Origin of the sequence: Motilibacter rhizosphaerae (assembly GCF_004216915.1) — a bacterium.
GTDB classification, from domain to species: Bacteria; Actinomycetota; Actinomycetes; order Motilibacterales; family Motilibacteraceae; genus Motilibacter; species Motilibacter rhizosphaerae.
In genome coordinates, this window is sequence record NZ_SGXD01000005.1 from 248,434 (window position 1) to 265,282 (window position 16,849).

At 74.3% G+C, this 16,849-nt stretch carries 20 protein-coding genes; 8 read left to right on the forward strand and 12 right to left on the reverse strand.

Annotated elements, in window-relative coordinates; all coding sequences use genetic code 11:
• Window positions 1-11 precede the first annotated feature (11 nt).
• Window positions 12-467: a hypothetical protein gene (locus EV189_RS17925; RefSeq protein WP_130494365.1), complete on the reverse strand. Its 456-nt coding sequence runs from the start codon at window positions 465-467 to the stop codon at window positions 12-14.
• A gap of 36 nt (window positions 468-503) precedes the next feature.
• Here EV189_RS17925 and EV189_RS17930 point away from each other — a divergent pair, with 36 nt between their 5' ends.
• Complete coding sequence (locus tag EV189_RS17930; RefSeq protein WP_130494366.1) at window positions 504-1,106, forward strand: class I SAM-dependent methyltransferase; 603 nt, start codon at window positions 504-506, stop codon at window positions 1,104-1,106.
• On the opposite strand, the gene EV189_RS17935 is transcribed toward EV189_RS17930, so the two are convergent.
• The 4 genes from EV189_RS17935 to EV189_RS17950 all read right to left on the reverse strand — a co-directional run bounded on the left by EV189_RS17935 (window position 1,103) and on the right by EV189_RS17950 (window position 3,987).
• On the reverse strand, window positions 1,103-1,291 hold the full coding sequence (locus EV189_RS17935) for a hypothetical protein (protein ID WP_130494367.1): 189 nt from the start codon (window positions 1,289-1,291) through the stop codon (window positions 1,103-1,105). The two genes, EV189_RS17930 and EV189_RS17935, sit on opposite strands and share 4 nt — an antisense overlap.
• A gap of 72 nt (window positions 1,292-1,363) precedes the next feature.
• On the reverse strand, window positions 1,364-1,621 hold the full coding sequence (locus tag EV189_RS17940) for a hypothetical protein (RefSeq protein WP_130494368.1): 258 nt from the start codon (window positions 1,619-1,621) through the stop codon (window positions 1,364-1,366).
• Between the two features lie 236 nt (window positions 1,622-1,857).
• Window positions 1,858-2,229: a DoxX family protein gene (locus EV189_RS17945; protein WP_130494455.1), complete on the reverse strand. Its 372-nt coding sequence runs from the start codon at window positions 2,227-2,229 to the stop codon at window positions 1,858-1,860.
• 117 nt (window positions 2,230-2,346) lie between these two features.
• Window positions 2,347-3,987: an esterase-like activity of phytase family protein gene (locus tag EV189_RS17950; RefSeq protein ID WP_130494369.1), complete on the reverse strand. Its 1,641-nt coding sequence runs from the start codon at window positions 3,985-3,987 to the stop codon at window positions 2,347-2,349.
• Window positions 3,988-4,097: 110 nt separating this feature from the next.
• On the opposite strand from EV189_RS17950, the gene EV189_RS17955 reads away from it, so the two are divergent.
• Window positions 4,098-4,916: a GDSL-type esterase/lipase family protein gene (locus EV189_RS17955; RefSeq protein WP_130494370.1), complete on the forward strand. Its 819-nt coding sequence runs from the start codon at window positions 4,098-4,100 to the stop codon at window positions 4,914-4,916.
• Window positions 4,917-4,999: 83 nt separating this feature from the next.
• Here EV189_RS17955 and EV189_RS17960 read toward each other — a convergent pair whose 3' ends face one another.
• Complete coding sequence (locus EV189_RS17960) at window positions 5,000-7,417, reverse strand: endonuclease/exonuclease/phosphatase family protein (protein ID WP_231116539.1); 2,418 nt, start codon at window positions 7,415-7,417, stop codon at window positions 5,000-5,002.
• A gap of 196 nt (window positions 7,418-7,613) precedes the next feature.
• Here EV189_RS17960 and EV189_RS17965 point away from each other — a divergent pair, with 196 nt between their 5' ends.
• Together EV189_RS17965 and EV189_RS17970 are read left to right on the forward strand one after the other, a co-directional pair.
• Window positions 7,614-8,945: a glycoside hydrolase family 15 protein gene (locus EV189_RS17965; protein ID WP_165400374.1), complete on the forward strand. Its 1,332-nt coding sequence runs from the start codon at window positions 7,614-7,616 to the stop codon at window positions 8,943-8,945.
• A gap of 21 nt (window positions 8,946-8,966) precedes the next feature.
• Window positions 8,967-9,458, forward strand: coding sequence for a type II toxin-antitoxin system PemK/MazF family toxin (locus tag EV189_RS17970; RefSeq protein ID WP_130494373.1), 492 nt, complete (start codon window positions 8,967-8,969; stop codon window positions 9,456-9,458).
• A gap of 9 nt (window positions 9,459-9,467) precedes the next feature.
• On the opposite strand, the gene EV189_RS17975 is transcribed toward EV189_RS17970, so the two are convergent.
• On the reverse strand, window positions 9,468-10,934 hold the full coding sequence (locus EV189_RS17975) for an MFS transporter (protein ID WP_130494374.1): 1,467 nt from the start codon (window positions 10,932-10,934) through the stop codon (window positions 9,468-9,470).
• A 101-nt stretch (window positions 10,935-11,035) separates the two neighbouring features.
• Here EV189_RS17975 and EV189_RS17980 point away from each other — a divergent pair, with 101 nt between their 5' ends.
• The gene (locus EV189_RS17980) at window positions 11,036-11,992 is read left to right on the forward strand and encodes a helix-turn-helix transcriptional regulator (RefSeq protein ID WP_130494375.1); all 957 of its coding nucleotides are present in this window, start codon (window positions 11,036-11,038) and stop codon (window positions 11,990-11,992) included.
• On the opposite strand, the gene EV189_RS17985 is transcribed toward EV189_RS17980, so the two are convergent.
• Window positions 11,985-12,395, reverse strand: coding sequence for an SRPBCC family protein (locus EV189_RS17985; protein ID WP_130494376.1), 411 nt, complete (start codon window positions 12,393-12,395; stop codon window positions 11,985-11,987). The genes EV189_RS17980 and EV189_RS17985 overlap by 8 nt on opposite strands.
• A 115-nt stretch (window positions 12,396-12,510) precedes the next feature.
• Between EV189_RS17985 and EV189_RS17990 the strand changes: the two genes are divergently transcribed.
• Window positions 12,511-12,891 carry a YciI family protein gene (locus EV189_RS17990; RefSeq protein ID WP_130494377.1) on the forward strand — a complete coding sequence of 127 codons (381 nt, stop codon included), beginning with the start codon at window positions 12,511-12,513 and terminating at the stop codon, window positions 12,889-12,891.
• 8 nt (window positions 12,892-12,899) lie between these two features.
• On the opposite strand, the gene EV189_RS17995 is transcribed toward EV189_RS17990, so the two are convergent.
• From EV189_RS17995 to EV189_RS18000, 3 genes are read right to left on the reverse strand one after another with little or no spacing between them, the layout of a single operon-like run.
• Entirely contained in the window at window positions 12,900-13,517 is a 618-nt protein-coding gene (locus EV189_RS17995) for a rhomboid-like protein (protein ID WP_130494378.1), read from the reverse strand.
• A gap of 43 nt (window positions 13,518-13,560) precedes the next feature.
• On the reverse strand, window positions 13,561-13,719 hold the full coding sequence (locus EV189_RS20365) for a hypothetical protein (protein ID WP_165400375.1): 159 nt from the start codon (window positions 13,717-13,719) through the stop codon (window positions 13,561-13,563).
• Between the two features lie 34 nt (window positions 13,720-13,753).
• Window positions 13,754-14,248: a hypothetical protein gene (locus EV189_RS18000; RefSeq protein ID WP_130494379.1), complete on the reverse strand. Its 495-nt coding sequence runs from the start codon at window positions 14,246-14,248 to the stop codon at window positions 13,754-13,756.
• A gap of 247 nt (window positions 14,249-14,495) precedes the next feature.
• Between EV189_RS18000 and yidD the strand changes: the two genes are divergently transcribed.
• Window positions 14,496-15,005 carry a membrane protein insertion efficiency factor YidD gene (gene yidD, locus EV189_RS20825; protein WP_231116540.1) on the forward strand — a complete coding sequence of 170 codons (510 nt, stop codon included), beginning with the start codon at window positions 14,496-14,498 and terminating at the stop codon, window positions 15,003-15,005.
• Here the strand turns inward: yidD and EV189_RS18010 are convergent.
• Window positions 14,967-15,371 (reverse strand): DUF3052 family protein, encoded by a 405-nt coding sequence (locus EV189_RS18010; RefSeq protein WP_130494380.1) that lies wholly within the window; start codon window positions 15,369-15,371, stop codon window positions 14,967-14,969. The two genes, yidD and EV189_RS18010, sit on opposite strands and share 39 nt — an antisense overlap.
• A gap of 113 nt (window positions 15,372-15,484) precedes the next feature.
• Here EV189_RS18010 and EV189_RS18015 point away from each other — a divergent pair, with 113 nt between their 5' ends.
• Window positions 15,485-16,831: an amidohydrolase family protein gene (locus EV189_RS18015; protein ID WP_130494381.1), complete on the forward strand. Its 1,347-nt coding sequence runs from the start codon at window positions 15,485-15,487 to the stop codon at window positions 16,829-16,831.
• The last annotated feature ends 18 nt before the right edge of the window (window positions 16,832-16,849 follow it).

Sequence of the window (16,849 nt, forward strand, 5' to 3'; positions counted from 1 at the left end):
TCGCCGGAGGGTCAGGGCTGCTCCTGCGCCTCCGCCCGGGCGATGTCCTCGACCGTGGCGTGCAGGAGGGGACGTACGCGCCGCCCGCCCAGCAGCTCGGCCACCAGCAGCACCCCGTGCCGGGTCACGGACGGCGGCGGGACCGGGGACTCCTCCTCGAGGTGCACGCCCAGCGCGCCGGCGACGGCGGCCACCACGGCGTACGGGTCGATGTCGGGGAGCCACTCCCCCGCGGCGCGCGAGACCCGGACGACGACCGCCTGCACGTCGTCGGAGTCGAGCCCGTCGGCGTGCTGCTCCTCGAGCAGCCGACGCGCCAGCTCGCCGAGCACGCGGCCCGCCTGCTCGGGGCCGACGACCGCGACCCGCGCGAGCGCGGTGTCCAGCGCGTCGGGGTCGTGGGCGAGCGCGGCGTCCAGGGCGGCCTCGACGACGTCGGCCAGGGCGCGTACGGGCGGCGGGAGCATGGCACGAGAGCGTAGGCGCAGTGCGACGATGGGCCCGTGACGGAGGAGAACCTGTGGACCCGGCGGCTGCGGGAGAGTCCGGGGCACTCGGAGTGGTACGTCGAGCGCTTCCGCCGGCTCGCCGCCGAGGGTGAGGACGTGGTCGGCGAGGCGCGGCTGGTCGACGCGATGCTGCCGCGGCACGCGCGGGTCCTCGACGCCGGGTGCGGCACGGGCCGCGTCGGCGGCCACCTCGCGCGCGCCGGGCACACCGTCATCGGCGTCGACGGGGACGCGGTCCTCGTCGCAGCGGCGCAGGAGGACCACCCCGAGGGCCAGTGGCTCGTCGGGGACCTCGCCGAGCTCGACCTGCCCGCGCTCGGGATCAGCGCGGGCTTCGCGGCGATCGTCTGCGCGGGCAACGTCGCGGCGTTCCTCGCGCCCAGCACGCGGGTCGAGGTGCTCCGCCGGCTGCGCGACCACCTCGCCGACGACGGTCGGCTCGTCGTCGGGTTCGGCGCGGGACGCGGGTACGCGTTCGAGGAGTTCCGGGCCGACGGGCGGGAGGCCGGCCTGCGCGAGGAGCTGCTGCTCTCCACGTGGGACCTGCGCCCCTACAGCCCGTCCGCGGACTTCCTCGTGGCGGTGCTGGGCCGCTAGGACTGGCCCCCAGGGTTGCCGAAGCCCTTCTCGCGGGCGACCTCCTCGGCGTCGCGGCCGATCTCGTCGGGGGTCGTGGCCGTGGCCGGGTCGACCTTGCCGAGCGCGGTCTCGCCAGGCAGGTCGCGGACCGTGGCCTCCGCGCCCTCGCGGTCCTGGCCGGACGGCGTGGTGCTCTCGCTCATGGCTGCCTCCTCGTGGTCCTGCTGTCCCTGCTGTCACCGGGCCGGTTCCCGGCACGCACACCGGTCAACCCGTCAGCGCACGGTGACGCGGACCGCGCCGTCCCCCGCGCCCTTGCTGGACAGCACGTAGGTCCCGGGGGCCAGCCGGTAGTGCGTGACGAGGTGCTGGTGCGCGCCGAGCGTCTGGAGGTACAGCGAGTCCTCGTAGCCCCCACCGAACCTCAGCAACTGCCGGTCGGAGAAGACGCCGCCGTACCTGATGATCGTCACCGTCTGCGGCCCAGCCGACGGGTTCTTCACGAGGAGCCACCCCGACCACGGCAGCGTCACCGACGCGAGCGCGCCGCGCCGCCACGGGGCGGGGACAGCGTCGTCACGACCCTCGGCGACGGCTGCCTCCAGCGCCCACGAGCCGGACGTCGTAGCGGCCTGCCCGCAGGCTGGACGGCTCCGCGGACAGGGAGGCGGAGGACCGCACCGTCAGCTGGTACGGCGGAGCAGCGGCCGACGCGGGCGGCGCGATCGCGATCACGGGGACGACACGGCCAGCAGCGCGAGGAGCCTCTTCACACCACGGAGGAGACGACGGGCGGGACCGCCGGTTCACCCGCGACCGCGAGCGCGGCGAGCACGAGCGGGACCTGCACCGGCAGGCGCAGCACCGTGAGCGCCCGGTATCCGCGGCCCGCGTCAGGGTCGTGCCACGCCGCCCAGCACATCTGCAGGTTGCCCGGGAAGACGCCGACGAGCAGACCTGCCGCGGCGTACGCGGACGCCCTGCGCACCCGAGGGTCCCCGGTCAGCAGGCCGGAGGCGAGCGCGAGCTCGGCGATCCCGCTGCCGATGGTCCAGGCGCGCGGGTGCGGCAGTGCTGGCGGGATGATCGCGTCGAAGGGCCGCGGGCGCAGGAGGTGCGCCGTACCCGCGACGGCGAACATCGCGGCGAGCGGACGGCGCCACCGGCCGGATGTGTGCACCCCAGCACCTTCGCACGCGCGGGGCGGGGACGCAGCGAGGGCCGGCCCGCAGTCGCGGACCGGCCCTCGTGCGGGAGGTCAGCCGAGGTCGATCGTCACCGTCGCGGTCGAGGTGTGGTCCGCGGCGACGGCGCTCGAGGAGGCGAGCCTGCTCGTGTCGATGCGGAGGTACTCACCGTCGTCCTGCACGCCTGCGGTCGTGATCTTCGGCGTCAGCTGGAACGGCGGGGTCGCGCCGGTCAGGCCGGAGATCCCGAAGTCGCTGTCGTTGCTGATCACCAGGGTCCGCCCGCCGTCCGTGGTCGCGACGCCTTCGACCTTGTCGTGGGCGAAGAACCTGTAGGTCGGGTCGAGCTGGCCGAGCACCGCGTCGATGTCGAGGGTCTGCGTGCTCGTCCCGGCCGTGATGCCGACCGCAGCGAGCTTCGCCTGCGCGGTCGCGGTCACCCCCTTGTCGCCGGCGATCTCCTCGATGGTCTTGCCCCCGACCAGGAGACCGCCGTCGGCGCCGTCGTAGACCGCGCCGGGCACGGTGCTCGCCGGACCCACGTCGGTCGCGCCGGAGACGTCGACCGTGTACAGCCGCTTGAAGCCGGTGGCCGACGGGAACGCGCCGTCGCGCTCGTCGACGATGAAGCGCGTCGGCGACACGGCGGTGATCTCGCTGACCGCGCCCGAGTTCGCCTTCGGGTCGTGCAGCAGGTAGAGGTACTCGTGCGTCGCGCCGGTCTTCAACGTGTAGGTGACGATGCGCAGCGGCACGACGTTCTTGGCCTTGAGGTCCGGCGTCTGCTGCAGGGCGGACTGCATGATCCCGACGAGCGTGGAGCCGTCAGACGTGATCGTGAGCCCCTCCATGCCCTTGTTGGGGACGCGGCGCTGCAGCTCGCGCGGCAGCGAGCCGTCGAACGGCGACAGCCGCCCGATCTGCCTGCCGCTCTTGTCGAAGTGCGTGACGTACGGGCCGTACTCGTCCGAGACCCAGAACGTCCCGTCCGGCAGCGCGACCAGGCCCTCCGAGTCGTAGCCGTCGGGGGTGGCAGGCAGCACGTTCCCGTCGAGGTCGGTGATCGTCTCGCCGGTGCTGGCCTCGGTGCTCACTCGGCCGTCGTACGGCCGTCCCGACGCGTCCTGCAGCGGGATGACCTCGCGCAGCCGGGCGAGCCCCTTGGAGGTCAGCCGGAACTTCGCGATCGCCGGGTCGAAGCCGGGCAGCGGCTCGACCTTGGTCCCGCCGGGCCCGTCGACGTTGGGCCCCCGGTCGGTGAGCCCGTAGAACTGGTCGGTCGTGCCGGGCACCGGTGCCAGCGAGGACCCGTACGCGCCGCCGGTGACCGTCACCCCACCGATGGTCGCGAGCGGCGCGAGCTGCGTGGTGTAGAGCGAGACGGCGTCGCTGACCGTGTAGGTGAACGTGTCGGTGCCCGTCGCGCCGGGCTGCGGCACGTACGTGAACGACCCGTCCGCCGCCACGTGCAGCGTGCCCTTCGCCGGGTCGGTGTGCGACGTCAGCTGCGCGCCCGGGCCGGCGTCGTTGTGCAGCACGCCGCTGAACGCGCTCACCGTGAGGCCGCCCGCGTGGCGCACCGTGTAGGAGTCGTCGGCGGCGTGGAGCGGCGCGGCGGCGCTGGCGCCGCCCGCGAGGCACGTGGCGGACAGGCAGGCCGCGGAGGCGGCGGACAGGACGAGGAGGGGGCGGGTCAGCCCGGACGGTCGCATGCGGAGGATGATCGGCGACCAACCGGGAGGCCGGGCGACCGTACGCTGACATCCAGGTGAACGACCCGTGTCGTGCATCCCCCGTCGATCCGACATCCCAGGAGGACCCCGTGGCGCTGCGCCGATCGCTGCTCCCCGTCGTGGCCGCGCTGCTGCTGCCGACGGCGTACGCGGTGCCCGCCGGCGCCGCGGCCCGCCCCACGGCGCCTGCCCCCGCGTCGATCGCCGTGCTGGGCGACTCGATCAGCCGCGGGTTCGACGCCTGCGGCTTCCTGCAGGACTGCCCGGCGGTGTCGTGGTCGACGGGCACCTCCCCCGCGGTGCACAGCCACGCCTCGCGGCTCGCGGCGCTCCGCCACGGCGTACGCGCCTACAACGACGCCGCCACCGGCTCGACCGCGTCCGACCTGCCCGCGCAGGCGGCCCGCGCGCACGCGCAGCGCGCGGCGTACGTCGAGGTGCTCATCGGCGCCAACGACGCCTGCGCGCCCTCGGTCGACCAGATGACCCCCGTGGCCGACTTCCAGCGCGACGTCACCGCGGGGTTCGCGAAGATCGCCAGCAGCAGGGTGTTCGTCGCCTCGATCCCCGACGTCTACGCGCTGTGGAAGGCGGCCCACGGCGTGGCGGACGCGCGCTCGACGTGGTCGACATGGCGGCTCTGCCAGTCGCTCCTCGCCCGCCCGGCCTCCACCGCACCGGCGGACGAGGCGCGGAGGAAGGCGGTGCGCGCACGGGTCGTGGCGTACAACGCCGTGCTGCGCAAGGCCTGCGCGGCCCTCCCCCACTGCCGTACGGACGGCGGCGCGGTCTTCGCCGCGGGCGTCAAGCGCTCCGAGCTCTCGACCATCGACTGGTTCCACCCGAATCCCAGCGGCCAGGCCGCCCTCGCCGCGCGGACCTGGGCGCGCACCTGGTCCTTCCGCTGACGTCCTTCCGCTGAGGCTCCCGACGTTGTGGCCCTGGTGCGGTGCCAGAGCGCGCACCAGGGCCACGACGTTGGGGGGAGGCGTCAGAGCCAGGAGCCGAACAGCCGCACCACCTGCGGGTCGTGGTCGCTCACCTGGTCGCTGAACTCGCTGTTGAGGTGGACGACCTGGTAGTCCACCGGTCCGTACAGCCGCGTCGCCGGCGTGACCAGGATGTGGTCGAGCACCTGCGAGATGCCGTCGTAGACGTAGGTGTAGCGCTGGTCCGCCGGCAGCCCGTTGATGAGGTCGGACAGGATCGGCAGGCCCTTGCCCGTGGTCGAGCCGGTCCGCAGCTCGGCCAGCGCCGGGCTGAACTGGTAGTCGTTCAGGTCGCCGAGCACGACCGTCGCGGCGAGCGGGTCGCGGCGCAGGATCGAGGCGACGAAGTCGTGGACGAGCTTCGCCTGCTGGATGCGCTGCTCCTCCGAGCTGCGCTGCGGGTACTGGAAGCGCCCGTCGGCGTTCTGGTCGCCGCCCTTGCTGCGGAAGTGGTTGGCGATGACGAAGACCTGCTTGCCCTGGAAGCGGAACTCCCCCACCAGCGGCTTGCGGCTGTCGTCCCAGGCCGGATCCGTCGGGGCGATGCGACCGGGCGAGAGCGTCAGCCGCGGCAGGATCCCCGTGACGGCGGTGCCGGTGGTCGTCCGGTCCACGTCAGCAGCGCCCCGGTCGACGAAGGAGACCCTGCTGGGGTTGAAGAGGAACACGATGCGGATGTTGCCACCCGGCTGCCCGCCGTCGGCGTCGTTCGCGGGATCGACGGAGCGTGCCGAGTACCGCGGTCCGCCGGCCGCCACGATCGCGTCGACCAGCTTGGAGACGGTCACCCCTGCGGTCACGACACCGTCGTCCACGGCGCCGTCGTCGTCCTGTACCTCCTCGAGCGCGACGACGTCGGGGGTCGCGAGGTTGGTGACGATGCCCGTGGCCAGCCGGGAGAACTTGCTGTCGGGGTCGGTGGGCGCGAGGTTCTCGACGTTGTAGGTCGCCACCGCGAGCTGGCGACGCCCCTGCGGCGTGGCGACCTCCTGCTGCAGCCCGCCCTTGACGACGGAGCCGAGCGAGGTCGCCGAGACGAGGTAGCCGCCGAACGTCGAGTAGTCGACGACGCCGACCGTGGGGCCGGCGAGGGAGTCGCCGACGTCGAGCGAGAGCGCCGAGCCGTCGGTCGTCGCCAGCTCGATCCGCCCGGAGGGCGTGGCGTTCTCCGCCGTCAGCAGCGTCCCGCCCCGCGGCGTACGCGCCTGGTCGGGCTTCGTCGTGACGTACTGCTCGCCGTAGCTGTTGCTGGGGCCGACGACGCGGACGTCGTCGAGCTCGACGCGCATGCCCTCGCGCGACTCCCAGAAGTCCAGCGCGGAGCGGCTGGGGTCGAGGGGACCGGCCGTCTCGATGTTCGCGCCGCCGAGGTCCGGCGCGTACGTGCCGGGCACGGACGTCGGCGTGATGACCTCCGGCGCGGGCAGCGCCACGCCGTGCTTGAGGACGGCGACGGTCGAGCCGGAGATCTCGGTGACGGAGAGGTTCGAGGTCGTCGCGACCGTCTCACCGGAGCTCAGCGGGTAGTAGTCCTTCACGGTCCCGCTCACGAGGACCGAGTCCCCGACGGCGACCTTCGGCGACGTGCTGTAGACGAAGACCGCCTCGCTCGTCCGGGGGTCCGCGTCGGGCGCCGGGTCCTGCACCCAGTAGCCCTTGCTGCTGCCGGACTTCCGCACCGCGGTGACCACGCCGGGCACGTTGGTCACCGCGGTCCCGTCGATCGGCGACACGAAGCCCGTGCCCTGCAAGTCGTGGATGCGCAGCGGTCCGGGCGTGGGCGGCGGGGTCGTTCCCCCGCCGGCGCCCGACGGCTGCGGGCTGGGCGTCTCGCTGGTGAAGTCGGCGGCGTTGTCGTCGGTGTCCGGCCCGGGGCGCCGCGTCGCGGAGGTCGTCGCGCTCAGGCCCGGGGCAGCGCCCCCCTCGTGCAGCGTCGCGGTCCCGTAGCCGACGAGGTCGACGGCGCCGCACTCGGCCACCGTCGTGCAGGACAGCGGCGCAGTCGACGACACCAGGGCGACGACCCCGGAGGTCCCCGACATCGCGATACTGCCGGTGGCGTCCGGGGTCGGCAGCGCCGTGGTCCCGCCCGCTCCCGCCGCCTCCTGGACGAGGTACGTGCCGCCCGCCGGGACGCTGCCGTGCAGCGTCGTGACCTGCCAGCTCCCGCTCGCCGCGGGCCGGTACTGCACCGACCAGCCCTCGACGCTGATCGCGCCACTCCCCCGGTTCGCCAGCTCGATGAAGTCGTTGGTCAGCGTGGCGCCGGAGTTGCCCCCGCCGCCGTAGACCTCGCCGAGCACGAGGCCCGTCGAGGCGGCGTGCGCGGGGGCGGCGGCGGGACCGGCGACGACGAGCGCGAGACCGGCGGCGACGGCGAGCGGCGCGGCGCGCCTCCCGGTCAGGGACGGACGAGGCACGGCAGCTCCTGGCGGACGCGGGGAGGACGGACGGGGCCACACCATCACAGATGCGGATGGACAGGACATGACGCTAGGCCATCCGACGCCCGAACGGGCACCCCGGCACCCGACGTCGTGGGGCTGGTTCGGGGTCATAGCGCGAACCAGCCCCACGACGTTGTGGAGGGAGTGGGAGCGGGAGCATGCTGCGTCGGTGACCACACCCGCCTCCGGCAGCGCGCCGGTCACGACGTACGAGCGGGTGCAGTCGGCGCCCCCGCCCGGCGCGGACTTCGACGCCGTCGCCCAGCACATGTACGGCCTCATGGTCCGCAACGTCGCGACGGACGGGTTCGTCTTCCAGGCGCCCGGGACGCAGACCTGGTCGAAGCCCGGCTGCATCATCGCCTCGCCGTCGTACCCCGCCGACCTGTCCTCGATCGACCAGGACTACGTCTTCCACTGGACGCGCGACGCGGCCCTCACGGCGTTCGAACTCGTTGCCGCGCAGCAAGTCCCGGGCACCCCCAGCAGTATGCTCTCCGACTACGTGCGCTTCTCGCGCGCCTGCCAGACCGCGCCGGGGGCGCCGCTTCACCGGGGGGCCTACCGCATCGACGCCAGCGCGCGGCCGTGGAGCGACCAGAGCGACGGCCCAGCACTGCGGATCCTCGCGGTGCTGCAGGCACTCCCCCTGCTCGACGCGGACGCGGCCACCGCGGCCGAGGAGGTCGTCGCGACCGACACGGAGTTCCTGCTCGCGCACTACCAGGAGCCGACGACCAACCTGTGGGAAGAGGTGACCGGGCAGTCGTTCTTCGCGCGCTCCGTGCAGCTGCGCTGCTTCCGCGAGCTCGTGGCGACGGGCCGCTCCGGGACGCCCGCCCAGGAGGCGGCCGACTGGCTGGCCGCCGCGCTCGACGCGCACTGGGACGGGACGCGCTACCGCAGCGTGCTCGGGGAGGTCCCCGGCGGGTACGACCCCAACATCGACATCGTCTGCGCCGCGGTCTACGGCGCGGTGCCGCTCACCGACACGCGGCTGCTCGCCACCCTCGCCGAGCTGCGCGCCACCTGGACCGAGGGGCCCGCGGCGTACCCGGTCAACGCGGCGGACGCCGCGCAAGGCCTCGGGCCGCTGTTCGGCCGCTACCCGGGAGACCACTACGACGGCGACGTCAGCGACCCGGACGTCGTCGGCGGCCACCCCTGGGCGCTGTGCACCGCCAACGTCGCGGAGCTGCACTACCGCCTCGCCACCGCCGTGCAGGCCTCAGGCAGCCTGCCGCTGGACGCGCTGTCGACGCCGTTCTTCGCGCCGCTCGGCATCACGGCGGCGAGCTCTCCCGCCGACGCGTACGCCGCGCTGCGCGACGCCGGGGACTGGATGATGCGCGCGCTCGTCTACCACTCCGACCACCTCGAGCTGAGCGAGCAGTTCGACGGCACCACCGGTTACGAGAAGAGCGTGCGCGACCTGACGTGGAGCTACGCGGCGTTCCTGTCGGCGGCGCGGGCGCGCAGCGGGAACGCCGTACGCTGCTGACCTCCGTCGACAGGAGGACAGATGGCCGGGTGGGTCCCGCTGGTGCGCGCGCTGCTGCGCCTCGTGCAGCGCCAGGTGGAGCAGGCGCCGCCGCCGGCCGTGCGGAAGCACCCGCGGGTGCGGCCGACGGGGTCCGTACGCCCCGGGGCCCGGCTGCTCGACTACGCCCCCCAGCCCGACGGCCGCGCCGACCCCGGTGAGGTCGTCTGGACCTGGGTGCCCTACGAGGAGGACGCCTCGCAGGGCAAGGACCGGCCGGTGCTCGTCGTCGGGCGGCAGGGCCAGGAGCTGCTGGGGCTCATGCTCTCCAGCCAGTCCGCCCGGGACGGCCAGCACGGCTGGCTCGCCCTGGGCGCCGGCAGCTGGGACCGCGAGCACCGGCCGAGCTGGGTGCGGCTCGACCGGGTGCTCGAGGTCGACGAGGACGGGATCCGCCGCGAGGGCGCGGTCCTCGACCGTGTGCGCTTCGACCGGGTCGCCGAGCGGTTGCGCGCGGAGTACGGCTGGCAGTAGGGCCGCCGCTCAGGAGTGCGCGCGCGCCCGTCGCGGCAGGAACCACCCAGCCACGAACGTCGTGGCGAGGAACGCGAGCGTCACCTCGAGGCACCGCTCGGTGGCCCGCACGGGCGAGCCGCTGCTGAGGCTGCTGAAGTACAGCGTCGCCAGCACGGCGATGCCCACCGACGCGCCGAGCTGCTGCATCGACTCGAGCAGCGCGCTCGCCGAGCCCACCTCGTGGTCGTCGATGTCGCCGGTGACGATGCTGAACAGCGGCACGAAGATCATGCCGGAGCCGAGGCCGAAGACGCCGAGCCCGGGCGCGAGGTCCCAGGTGGACACGTCGCCGACGGCCGCTCCGTGCAGGGCCAGGAGCAGGATCCCCGTGCCCACCGCCATGATCACAAGGCCGATGTGGAGGATCGGGCGCCCGACCGCGGTCGCTGCCCACGCCCCGACCGCCGTCCCGAGGAACGCCCCGACTGCTGACGCGGACAGCACGAGGCTCGCGTGCATCGGCGTCATGCCGAGCCCGACCTGCAGGAAGAGCCCCACGGTCAGGGGGAATCCCACCACGACCGCGAAGAACGCCATGACGAACAGCACGCCGGAGACGTAGGACCGCTTGCGCAGCACGGAGACCTCGACCAGCGGGTCCTTGCCGTCCCGTACGCGCCGCCGCTGGTGCCCGACGAACAGCGCGAGGACGGGCACCGTCGCGGCGAGCAGCCCGAAGATCCACAGCGGCCAGCCGAGGGACCGGCCGTCAACCAGCGGGAAGACGAGCAGCAGGCTCACGCCGGCGAGCATGACGGTCCCCAGCACGTCGAAGCGCACCTGGCGCGCCTCGGCAGGGCGCGCAGGCAGGACCGAGGCCCCGACCACGAGCGCACCCACGGCCACCGGCACGTTGATGAGGAACAGCGAGCGCCACCCGGTGCCGAACGGGTCGAGGTCGAGCAGGCCGCCGGCGACGACGGGGCCGAGGATGGTCGAGACGCCGATGACGGGTCCGAGCACCGCGAACGCCTTGGCCATGCGCGGCCCGGGGAACAGGTCGCGGATCAGACCGAACACCTGGGGCGTCACCACGGCGGCCGAGAGGCCCTGCAGCACGCGGAAGGCGATGAGGCTCGGCCCCGACCAGGCGAGCGCGCAGGCGATCGACGTGCCGAGGAAGCCGGCGATGCCCGCGAGCAGCATCCGCCTGCGCCCCAGCAGGTCCCCGAGCCGTCCGCCGGTCATGAGGCCCACGGACATCGCCAGGGTGTACGACGCCGCGACCCACTCGACGGCCGAGCTCGACATGCCGAGGTCGCGCTTGATGGAGGCGGCGCCCACGTTGAGGATCGTGGAGTCGAGGATGTCGACGATCATCGCGGCGAGCACGACGGCGAGGCCGAGCCAGGGGTGCGCGACTCCGGCGCTCGTCGGGTCGGCAGCGGGAGCCGGGTCGGCGAGGACCGGGCGGTCGGAGGTGGTGGTCGTCATGAGGGGCCCTCCTCGGGCGGTACGGACCGGTGCTTGACGTCCCTGACGCTAGGACGGCATGCGGCACGTTCCGTTCCTCATTCCGGAGTAGTTTCTCGGGCATGGCCGAGACCGCCGGACGCCTCCTCTCGCTCCTCTCGCTGCTGCAGACCCCGCGCGAGTGGCCGGGCCCGGAGCTCGCCCGCAGGCTGGAGGTCTCCACCCGGACCGTGCGCAACGACGTGGAACGCCTGCGGCAGCTGGGGTATCCCGTCGAGGCGACCCGAGGGGCCGTCGGTGGCTACCGGCTCGCCGCCGGGACGGCCATGCCGCCGCTGCTCCTCGACGACGACGAGGCCGTGGCCGTCGTGGTCAGCCTGCGCACGGCGGCGGGCCAGGCGGTCGAGGGCATCGACGAGACGGCGCTGCGGGCGCTGACCAAGCTGCAGCAGGTGCTGCCGAAGCGGCTGCGCGCGCAGGTCGAGGTGCTGCAGGCGCACATGGTCCGCGCCGGCAGCCTGCCACGCGGGCCGCGCGTCGACGGCGAGGTGCTCACGGCCCTGGCCGCAGCGGCGGGCGCCCGCGAGCTCGTCCGCTTCCGCTACCTCGACGCCCGCGGTGAGGCCACCGACCGGCGGGTGGAGCCGTACCGGCTCGTGAGCCTCGGCCGCCGCTGGTACCTCCTCGCCTACGACCTCGACCGCGACGACTGGCGGACGTTCCGCGTCGACCGTCTGGAGGGACTGCACTCCTCCGTCCACCGCTTCGCGCTGCGCCCCCTGCCGGCGGAGGACGTCGCGGCGTACGTCGCCGCGCGCAACCGCCAGGTCCAGCAGCGTGCGGTCGGGACCGTCGTGATGGAGGCGCCCGCCGCGGAGGTCGCCGAGCGCATCGGCCCCTGGGGCGTCGTCGAGCCCGCCGGGGAGCAGCGGTGCACCGTCCGCCTCGGCGGACGGACCGCCGACGACCTCGCGTTCTGGCTGGGGGCGCTGGGGTGCGACTTCACCGTCGTCGACTCCCTCGAGCTCGCCGACGCCGTACGCCGGCTGGGCGAGCGCTACGCCCGCGCGGTCAGCTGACCGGCTGGCCCTCCAGGACCGCCTTGAGCCGCTGCAGGTCCTCGGTCACGACGGCCACGTCCTGCGCGAGGTCCTCGTCGCTCATCCCGGCCAGCGGGCGGACGGTGAAGACGACCTCCGCGTCGTCCGGACCGTGCTCCAGCACGCGCATCGGCACCTCGATGACGACGCCCTCGGGCAGCGTGATGCGGTGGTCGAGCACGCCGTGGGGGTTCTGCGGCGCGAACTCGACCGTGGCGCGCCCGCCCGGGGTGTCGAGCTGCCACTCGCCGTCGACCTGCTCCACCCCGTTGCCCAGCCCGCTCGCCCAGTGCGCGAGGTTCGCGGGGTCGGAGACGTACTGGTAGACCTCGACCGCGGGGCGGGCGATGTGCTCGGCGACGTGCACGGAGGTGGTGGGCATGTGCGGAAGGGTGTCATGTCCGGAGGTGTCGATGTCCACCCGTGTCGAGGACAGGGCCTCGGCTCCGACCACGTGGCAGCCGCCCACCGGGGGCGGCACGAAGGAGGCAGGTCCCGTGAAGTACCTCGTGCTCATCCACTCCGCCCCCTCCCCCTGGGGCCACCCGACCGTCGACTTCACCCCGGAGGGCCGGGCGCAGTCGCCCGAGCAGCGCGCGGCTGGTGCCGCGGCGTTCGACGAGCTGCTGCGCGAGATCTCCGCGTCCGGCGAGCTCGTCACCGCCGAGGCGCTCGGCGCGCCCGCATCGTCGACCGTCTACCGCTGGCAGGACGGCGCTCACGTCGTCTCGGAGGGCCCGTACGCCGAGTCCAAGGAGCACCTCGCCGGCTTCTTCCTGCTGGACTGCGCGACGCGTGAGCGGGCCGAGGCGCTGGCCGCACGGTTCGCCGGGCCCGGCGACACCATCGAGCTGCGGCCTGCCATGTGGGGCGACTAGCGCAGCGGTCAGTCGGCCGCCCGCCGCACCGCGGCGGCGACCTGCGCCGTGCCGAGCCCGATGCCCCACGCCAGCAGGTGACCGAGGTCGGTGAACGTCTGCGACACCAGCGCGTACGCCGCGGCGGCGACCGTGCCCCCGACGACGGCCAGCCGACGGCGCCGGCCGCGCAGCCGCAGCGTGAGCAGGCCCAGCACCGCGGCCAGCCCGTAGCTCACGCCGACGTCCGGCTCGTGCTCGAGGTGCCGGGAGAGCTGGTGCTGCGCGATCCCGGCGGCGAGCAGGGTCGCGACGCCCACGGTCGCGAACACGTGGCCGAACGCCGCCACCACCACGGTGGCGCCCCGTCCGACCCAGCGCTGCGCGGCGCCGTACGCCCAGACCAGCGGCACGAGGATCCACAGCCCGGCGAGCGACGGTGTCACGAACGCCGAGGCGGCGAGCACGAGGAGCGGCGTGCTGCGCAGGTTCGCCAGGTTGGTGCTGCTGTCGAGGACGAGCTCCTCGGTGACGTGCGGCGGTTGGAGGGCGATGACGACCGTGACGACGAGGACGACGGCGGCGTACGCGAGGGCGAGGTCCCGGCCCGCGGCGAAGCGCCGCACCCGGTCGAGCACCTCGGTCATGCGCTCCTCCTGCCCAGCGCAGCAGGCAGGACTCCCCCTGGCGCTAGAGCAGCCACTCCCCCGGGCGTGCTTGGACGGGAGCCGGCTTCGGGAGGACGTCGAGCAGCTGCGTCATGCGCTCGCTGCCGCTGTCCAGCACCTTGCGGAGCATCGCGACCTGCGCGCTGCCCGGAGCCTGGTCCGCTGCCGAGATGCCGTCCACACCAGCAGATCGGCCGCTCGCGCCGGGGACTGAGCTAGCCGGCGACCATGACACCCGAACGGCCCACCGTGCGGTCCACGGTGGTCTTCGGGTCGTACGGCCGGGTGAAGACCACGTCGAGCCAGACGTCGTAGTAGACGCCGGTCTTGAGGCCGCGCAGCTTGAACCCCATGCTGCTGCAGCGCTTCGTCACCTTGACCGTGAACCACTGCAGCTTCGGGGCGGGGCCAGCGCGCAGCGTCTGGTCCAGCGCGGTGACCCGGTAGCTCACGACGTTGGTGTCCTCGGGCGTGGCCCACGTGAGGTCGAAGCCCTTGGCCGCCGGCTTCGTCGAGAGCTGCGCGCTGTCAGGGGCACCGACCGGCTCACCACCGCAGTTCGGGCGCGGCTTCTCGGGGTGCGGGTAGCCGATGCCGCCGGCGCTCGGGGTGTGCGGGCGCGGCACGATGACGGTCACGGCGGACGCCGACGAGGCGGGGACGACGGCGAGCGCGACGAGCGCCGCGGCCAGCAGGGGCGTACGCCGCATGCGGCCTCCCGGGTCTCGCAGGGGACAGCAACCGGCCCCGACGACGCGAGTACGTCGGGGCCGGCGCTCGAAGGTGCTGCGCAGCAACGACAGCTGGCGCGCTCCGGAGCTGCTGCGCTGCTTCTCCGGAGCCTTCCACACGCTGACGACTACCTTGTCGGCGCCGGGGCCGCGGGCTTGAGCCCCGAGTCGCACGAACTTCCCCGGGACCGCCACTACGGTGTGCTCGTCGACGACGAGGAGGCGCATGGCGCTGCAGCCGGCCGAGCGGGAGCGCTCCTGCTGGGGGCGTGCCTGGTTCCGCGCTCGGCACCCCTTCGGGGGCCGGAAGCGCAAGGACCGCGACTGGTGCGACGGGTGCGACGACGGCGGCCTGCTGGACGCGTGCAGCGGCCTCGACGGCTGCGACATCGGCTTCCTGCTCGGCCCCCTTCTGGTCCTGACGGCCTGGGCGGTGCTCACCGGACAGCGGGACCGCGTCGTGGTGGACGAGCGCCGCTACCCCTCCGCGCTGGCCCGCCTCGCCGCCACTGCCGTCCGCGCCTACCAGGAGCGCACGTCACTCCGGTGGGGCGCCCGGTGCCGCTACACCCCCTCCTGCAGCACGTACGCCTTGGACGCCCTCGCGGTCCACGGCCTGCGCCGGGGCACCCTGCTCGCCCGCGCACGGTTGCGGCGCTGCCGGCCCGGCGGGGGGCGGGGCTGGGACCCCGTGCCCTCAGCGGTCGGCGAGGCGACGGACGAAGCGCAGCCCTGACCACGTCGCGTCGACGGCGCAGACCTTGTTGTCCACCAGCCCTGAGGCGAGGCCCGCGGCGCGCACGTCGCCCTCGCCGAGCCCGGTCACGACGCCGGAGCTCCGCTTGGGCCAGCAGAGCCAGAGGCCGCCGGCGGTGCTCAGCCGCGCCGGGAGCCGTTCCAGCGCGCGCGCCAGCTCGACCTGCTGCACGACGAACGCCAGCACCACGTCGTAGTCCCCGCTCCCCGCCCTGCGGTGCACGACGGTCCCGTCGGGCAGGTCGGGCACCACGAACCCGGCGGGCGCGCCGGCCAGCAGGACCCGCGACCCCGCGCGGATGCCGAGCTTGCGGGCGAGGGGCGTACCGGAGTAGCCGACGTCCATCCGCGGAGGCTAGCGGCGGGGCCGCAGGTTCCTGCAAGGGCGCGCCAAGACCCGGCGCGGACGCTGGGCACGTCCCGATCGAGGCGCCCCGCGCCGGACCCCTGGAGCCCGCCATGCCCACCACCCCCAGCCCCTCCCTCCCCCTCCCGACCGCGTCCCCCGACACCTCCCGGGTGCTGGTCCGCGGCGCCACCGTGCTCACCGTCGACCCGGAGCTCGGCGTGCTGCCCCGCGGGGACGTGCTCGTCGAGGGCGAGCGGATCCTCGCGGTCGGCACCGACCTCTCGGCCGCCGGCGCGACCGTCATCGACGCCACCGGGATGATCGCGCTCCCCGGCTTCGTCGACGCCCACGTCCACGCCTGGGAGGGCCAGCTGCGCGGCAGCGGACCAGTCGTCGACTTCGGCGGCTACCTCGGCCTCACGGCGTTCGGGGCCGGCCCGCGCTACTCCCCGGACGACGTCTACGCCGGCACCCTCGCCACGGCCGTCTCCGCGCTCGACGCTGGCATCACCACCGTCGTCGACAACGCGCACAACGCCCTCACCCTCGAGCACGCGGTCGCCGGCGTCCAGGCGCTCACCGACGCCGGCCTGCGCGGGGTCGCGGCCGTCGGTGCGCCGTTCGGCTCCCCCGACGACGGCGTCGTCGCGCTCGCGGCCCGGCTGCGCGAGTCGACGAGCACGCCCCTCGTGGGCGTCCGCGCCTTCGGCGTCCACCCCTCGGACCGCCTGTGGCGAGCGGCGGCCGAGGCAGGGCTCTGGGTGTCGACCGAGCTCGGCCCGCACACGCCGGACCTGACCGCGGTCATGGGCGCGCTCGCGGCGTCCGGCCTGCTCGGGGAGCGGCACGCGTTCAACCACTGCTACGACCTGCCCGAGGCGGTCTGGCGCCTCGTCGCAGAGTCGGGGGCGGCGGTCAACCTCTGCCCCCGCTCGGACGCGGCGTTCGGGCTCGGCTCGGCGGTCGCGCCCGTCGAGGCCGCGCTCGCCTGCCGCGGCGAGGTCGGGCTCAGCGGCGACAACGAGATCAGCTACGCGCTGAGCATGTTCGCCGAGATGCAGGTGCTGCAGTCCCGCTACCGCGCCGAGGCGTGGCGGCGGCGCGCGGCCGGCGAGCAGGCGGAGACCGACGCGCTGACGCCCGAGCGGCTGCTGCGCATGGCCACACTCGGCGGCGCGGCCAATGCGGGGCTCGCCGACCGGGTCGGCTCGCTGACCCCGGGCAAGCAGGCCGACATCGTCCTGCTCCGCGCCGACAGCCCGCGCCTGGCCGGCGTGCCGGACCCGATGGTCGCCGTCACGGCGTACGCCGACACCGCGGACGTCGACACCGTCCTCGTCGCCGGCCGCCTGCGCAAGCGCTACGGGCGGCTGGTCGGGCGCACGCTGCAGACGGCCCAGGAGCTCGCCGTCGAGTCGCGGGAGCGCCTGGCCGCGTCCACGCGAACCCCGGCGTGAGCGCCCGAGGACTGGCAG

What these genes read in the sequence shown, in the direction of transcription:
- EV189_RS17925 (WP_130494365.1), bottom strand. Translation starts at nt 467, where the DNA reads ATGCTCCCGCCGCCCGTACGCGCCCTGGCCGACGTCGTCGAGGCCGCC.
- EV189_RS17935 (WP_130494367.1), bottom strand. Translation starts at nt 1,291, where the DNA reads ATGAGCGAGAGCACCACGCCGTCCGGCCAGGACCGCGAGGGCGCGGAG.
- EV189_RS17945 (WP_130494455.1), bottom strand. Translation starts at nt 2,229, where the DNA reads ATGTTCGCCGTCGCGGGTACGGCGCACCTCCTGCGCCCGCGGCCCTTC.
- EV189_RS17950 (WP_130494369.1), bottom strand. Translation starts at nt 3,987, where the DNA reads ATGCGACCGTCCGGGCTGACCCGCCCCCTCCTCGTCCTGTCCGCCGCC.
- EV189_RS17970 (WP_130494373.1), top strand. Translation starts at nt 8,967, where the DNA reads ATGGCCGGGTGGGTCCCGCTGGTGCGCGCGCTGCTGCGCCTCGTGCAG.
- EV189_RS17975 (WP_130494374.1), bottom strand. Translation starts at nt 10,934, where the DNA reads ATGACGACCACCACCTCCGACCGCCCGGTCCTCGCCGACCCGGCTCCC.
- EV189_RS17980 (WP_130494375.1), top strand. Translation starts at nt 11,036, where the DNA reads ATGGCCGAGACCGCCGGACGCCTCCTCTCGCTCCTCTCGCTGCTGCAG.
- EV189_RS17985 (WP_130494376.1), bottom strand. Translation starts at nt 12,395, where the DNA reads ATGCCCACCACCTCCGTGCACGTCGCCGAGCACATCGCCCGCCCCGCG.
- EV189_RS17995 (WP_130494378.1), bottom strand. Translation starts at nt 13,517, where the DNA reads ATGACCGAGGTGCTCGACCGGGTGCGGCGCTTCGCCGCGGGCCGGGAC.
- EV189_RS18000 (WP_130494379.1), bottom strand. Translation starts at nt 14,248, where the DNA reads ATGCGGCGTACGCCCCTGCTGGCCGCGGCGCTCGTCGCGCTCGCCGTC.
- yidD (WP_231116540.1), top strand. Translation starts at nt 14,496, where the DNA reads ATGGCGCTGCAGCCGGCCGAGCGGGAGCGCTCCTGCTGGGGGCGTGCC.
- EV189_RS18010 (WP_130494380.1), bottom strand. Translation starts at nt 15,371, where the DNA reads ATGGACGTCGGCTACTCCGGTACGCCCCTCGCCCGCAAGCTCGGCATC.
- EV189_RS18015 (WP_130494381.1), top strand. Translation starts at nt 15,485, where the DNA reads ATGCCCACCACCCCCAGCCCCTCCCTCCCCCTCCCGACCGCGTCCCCC.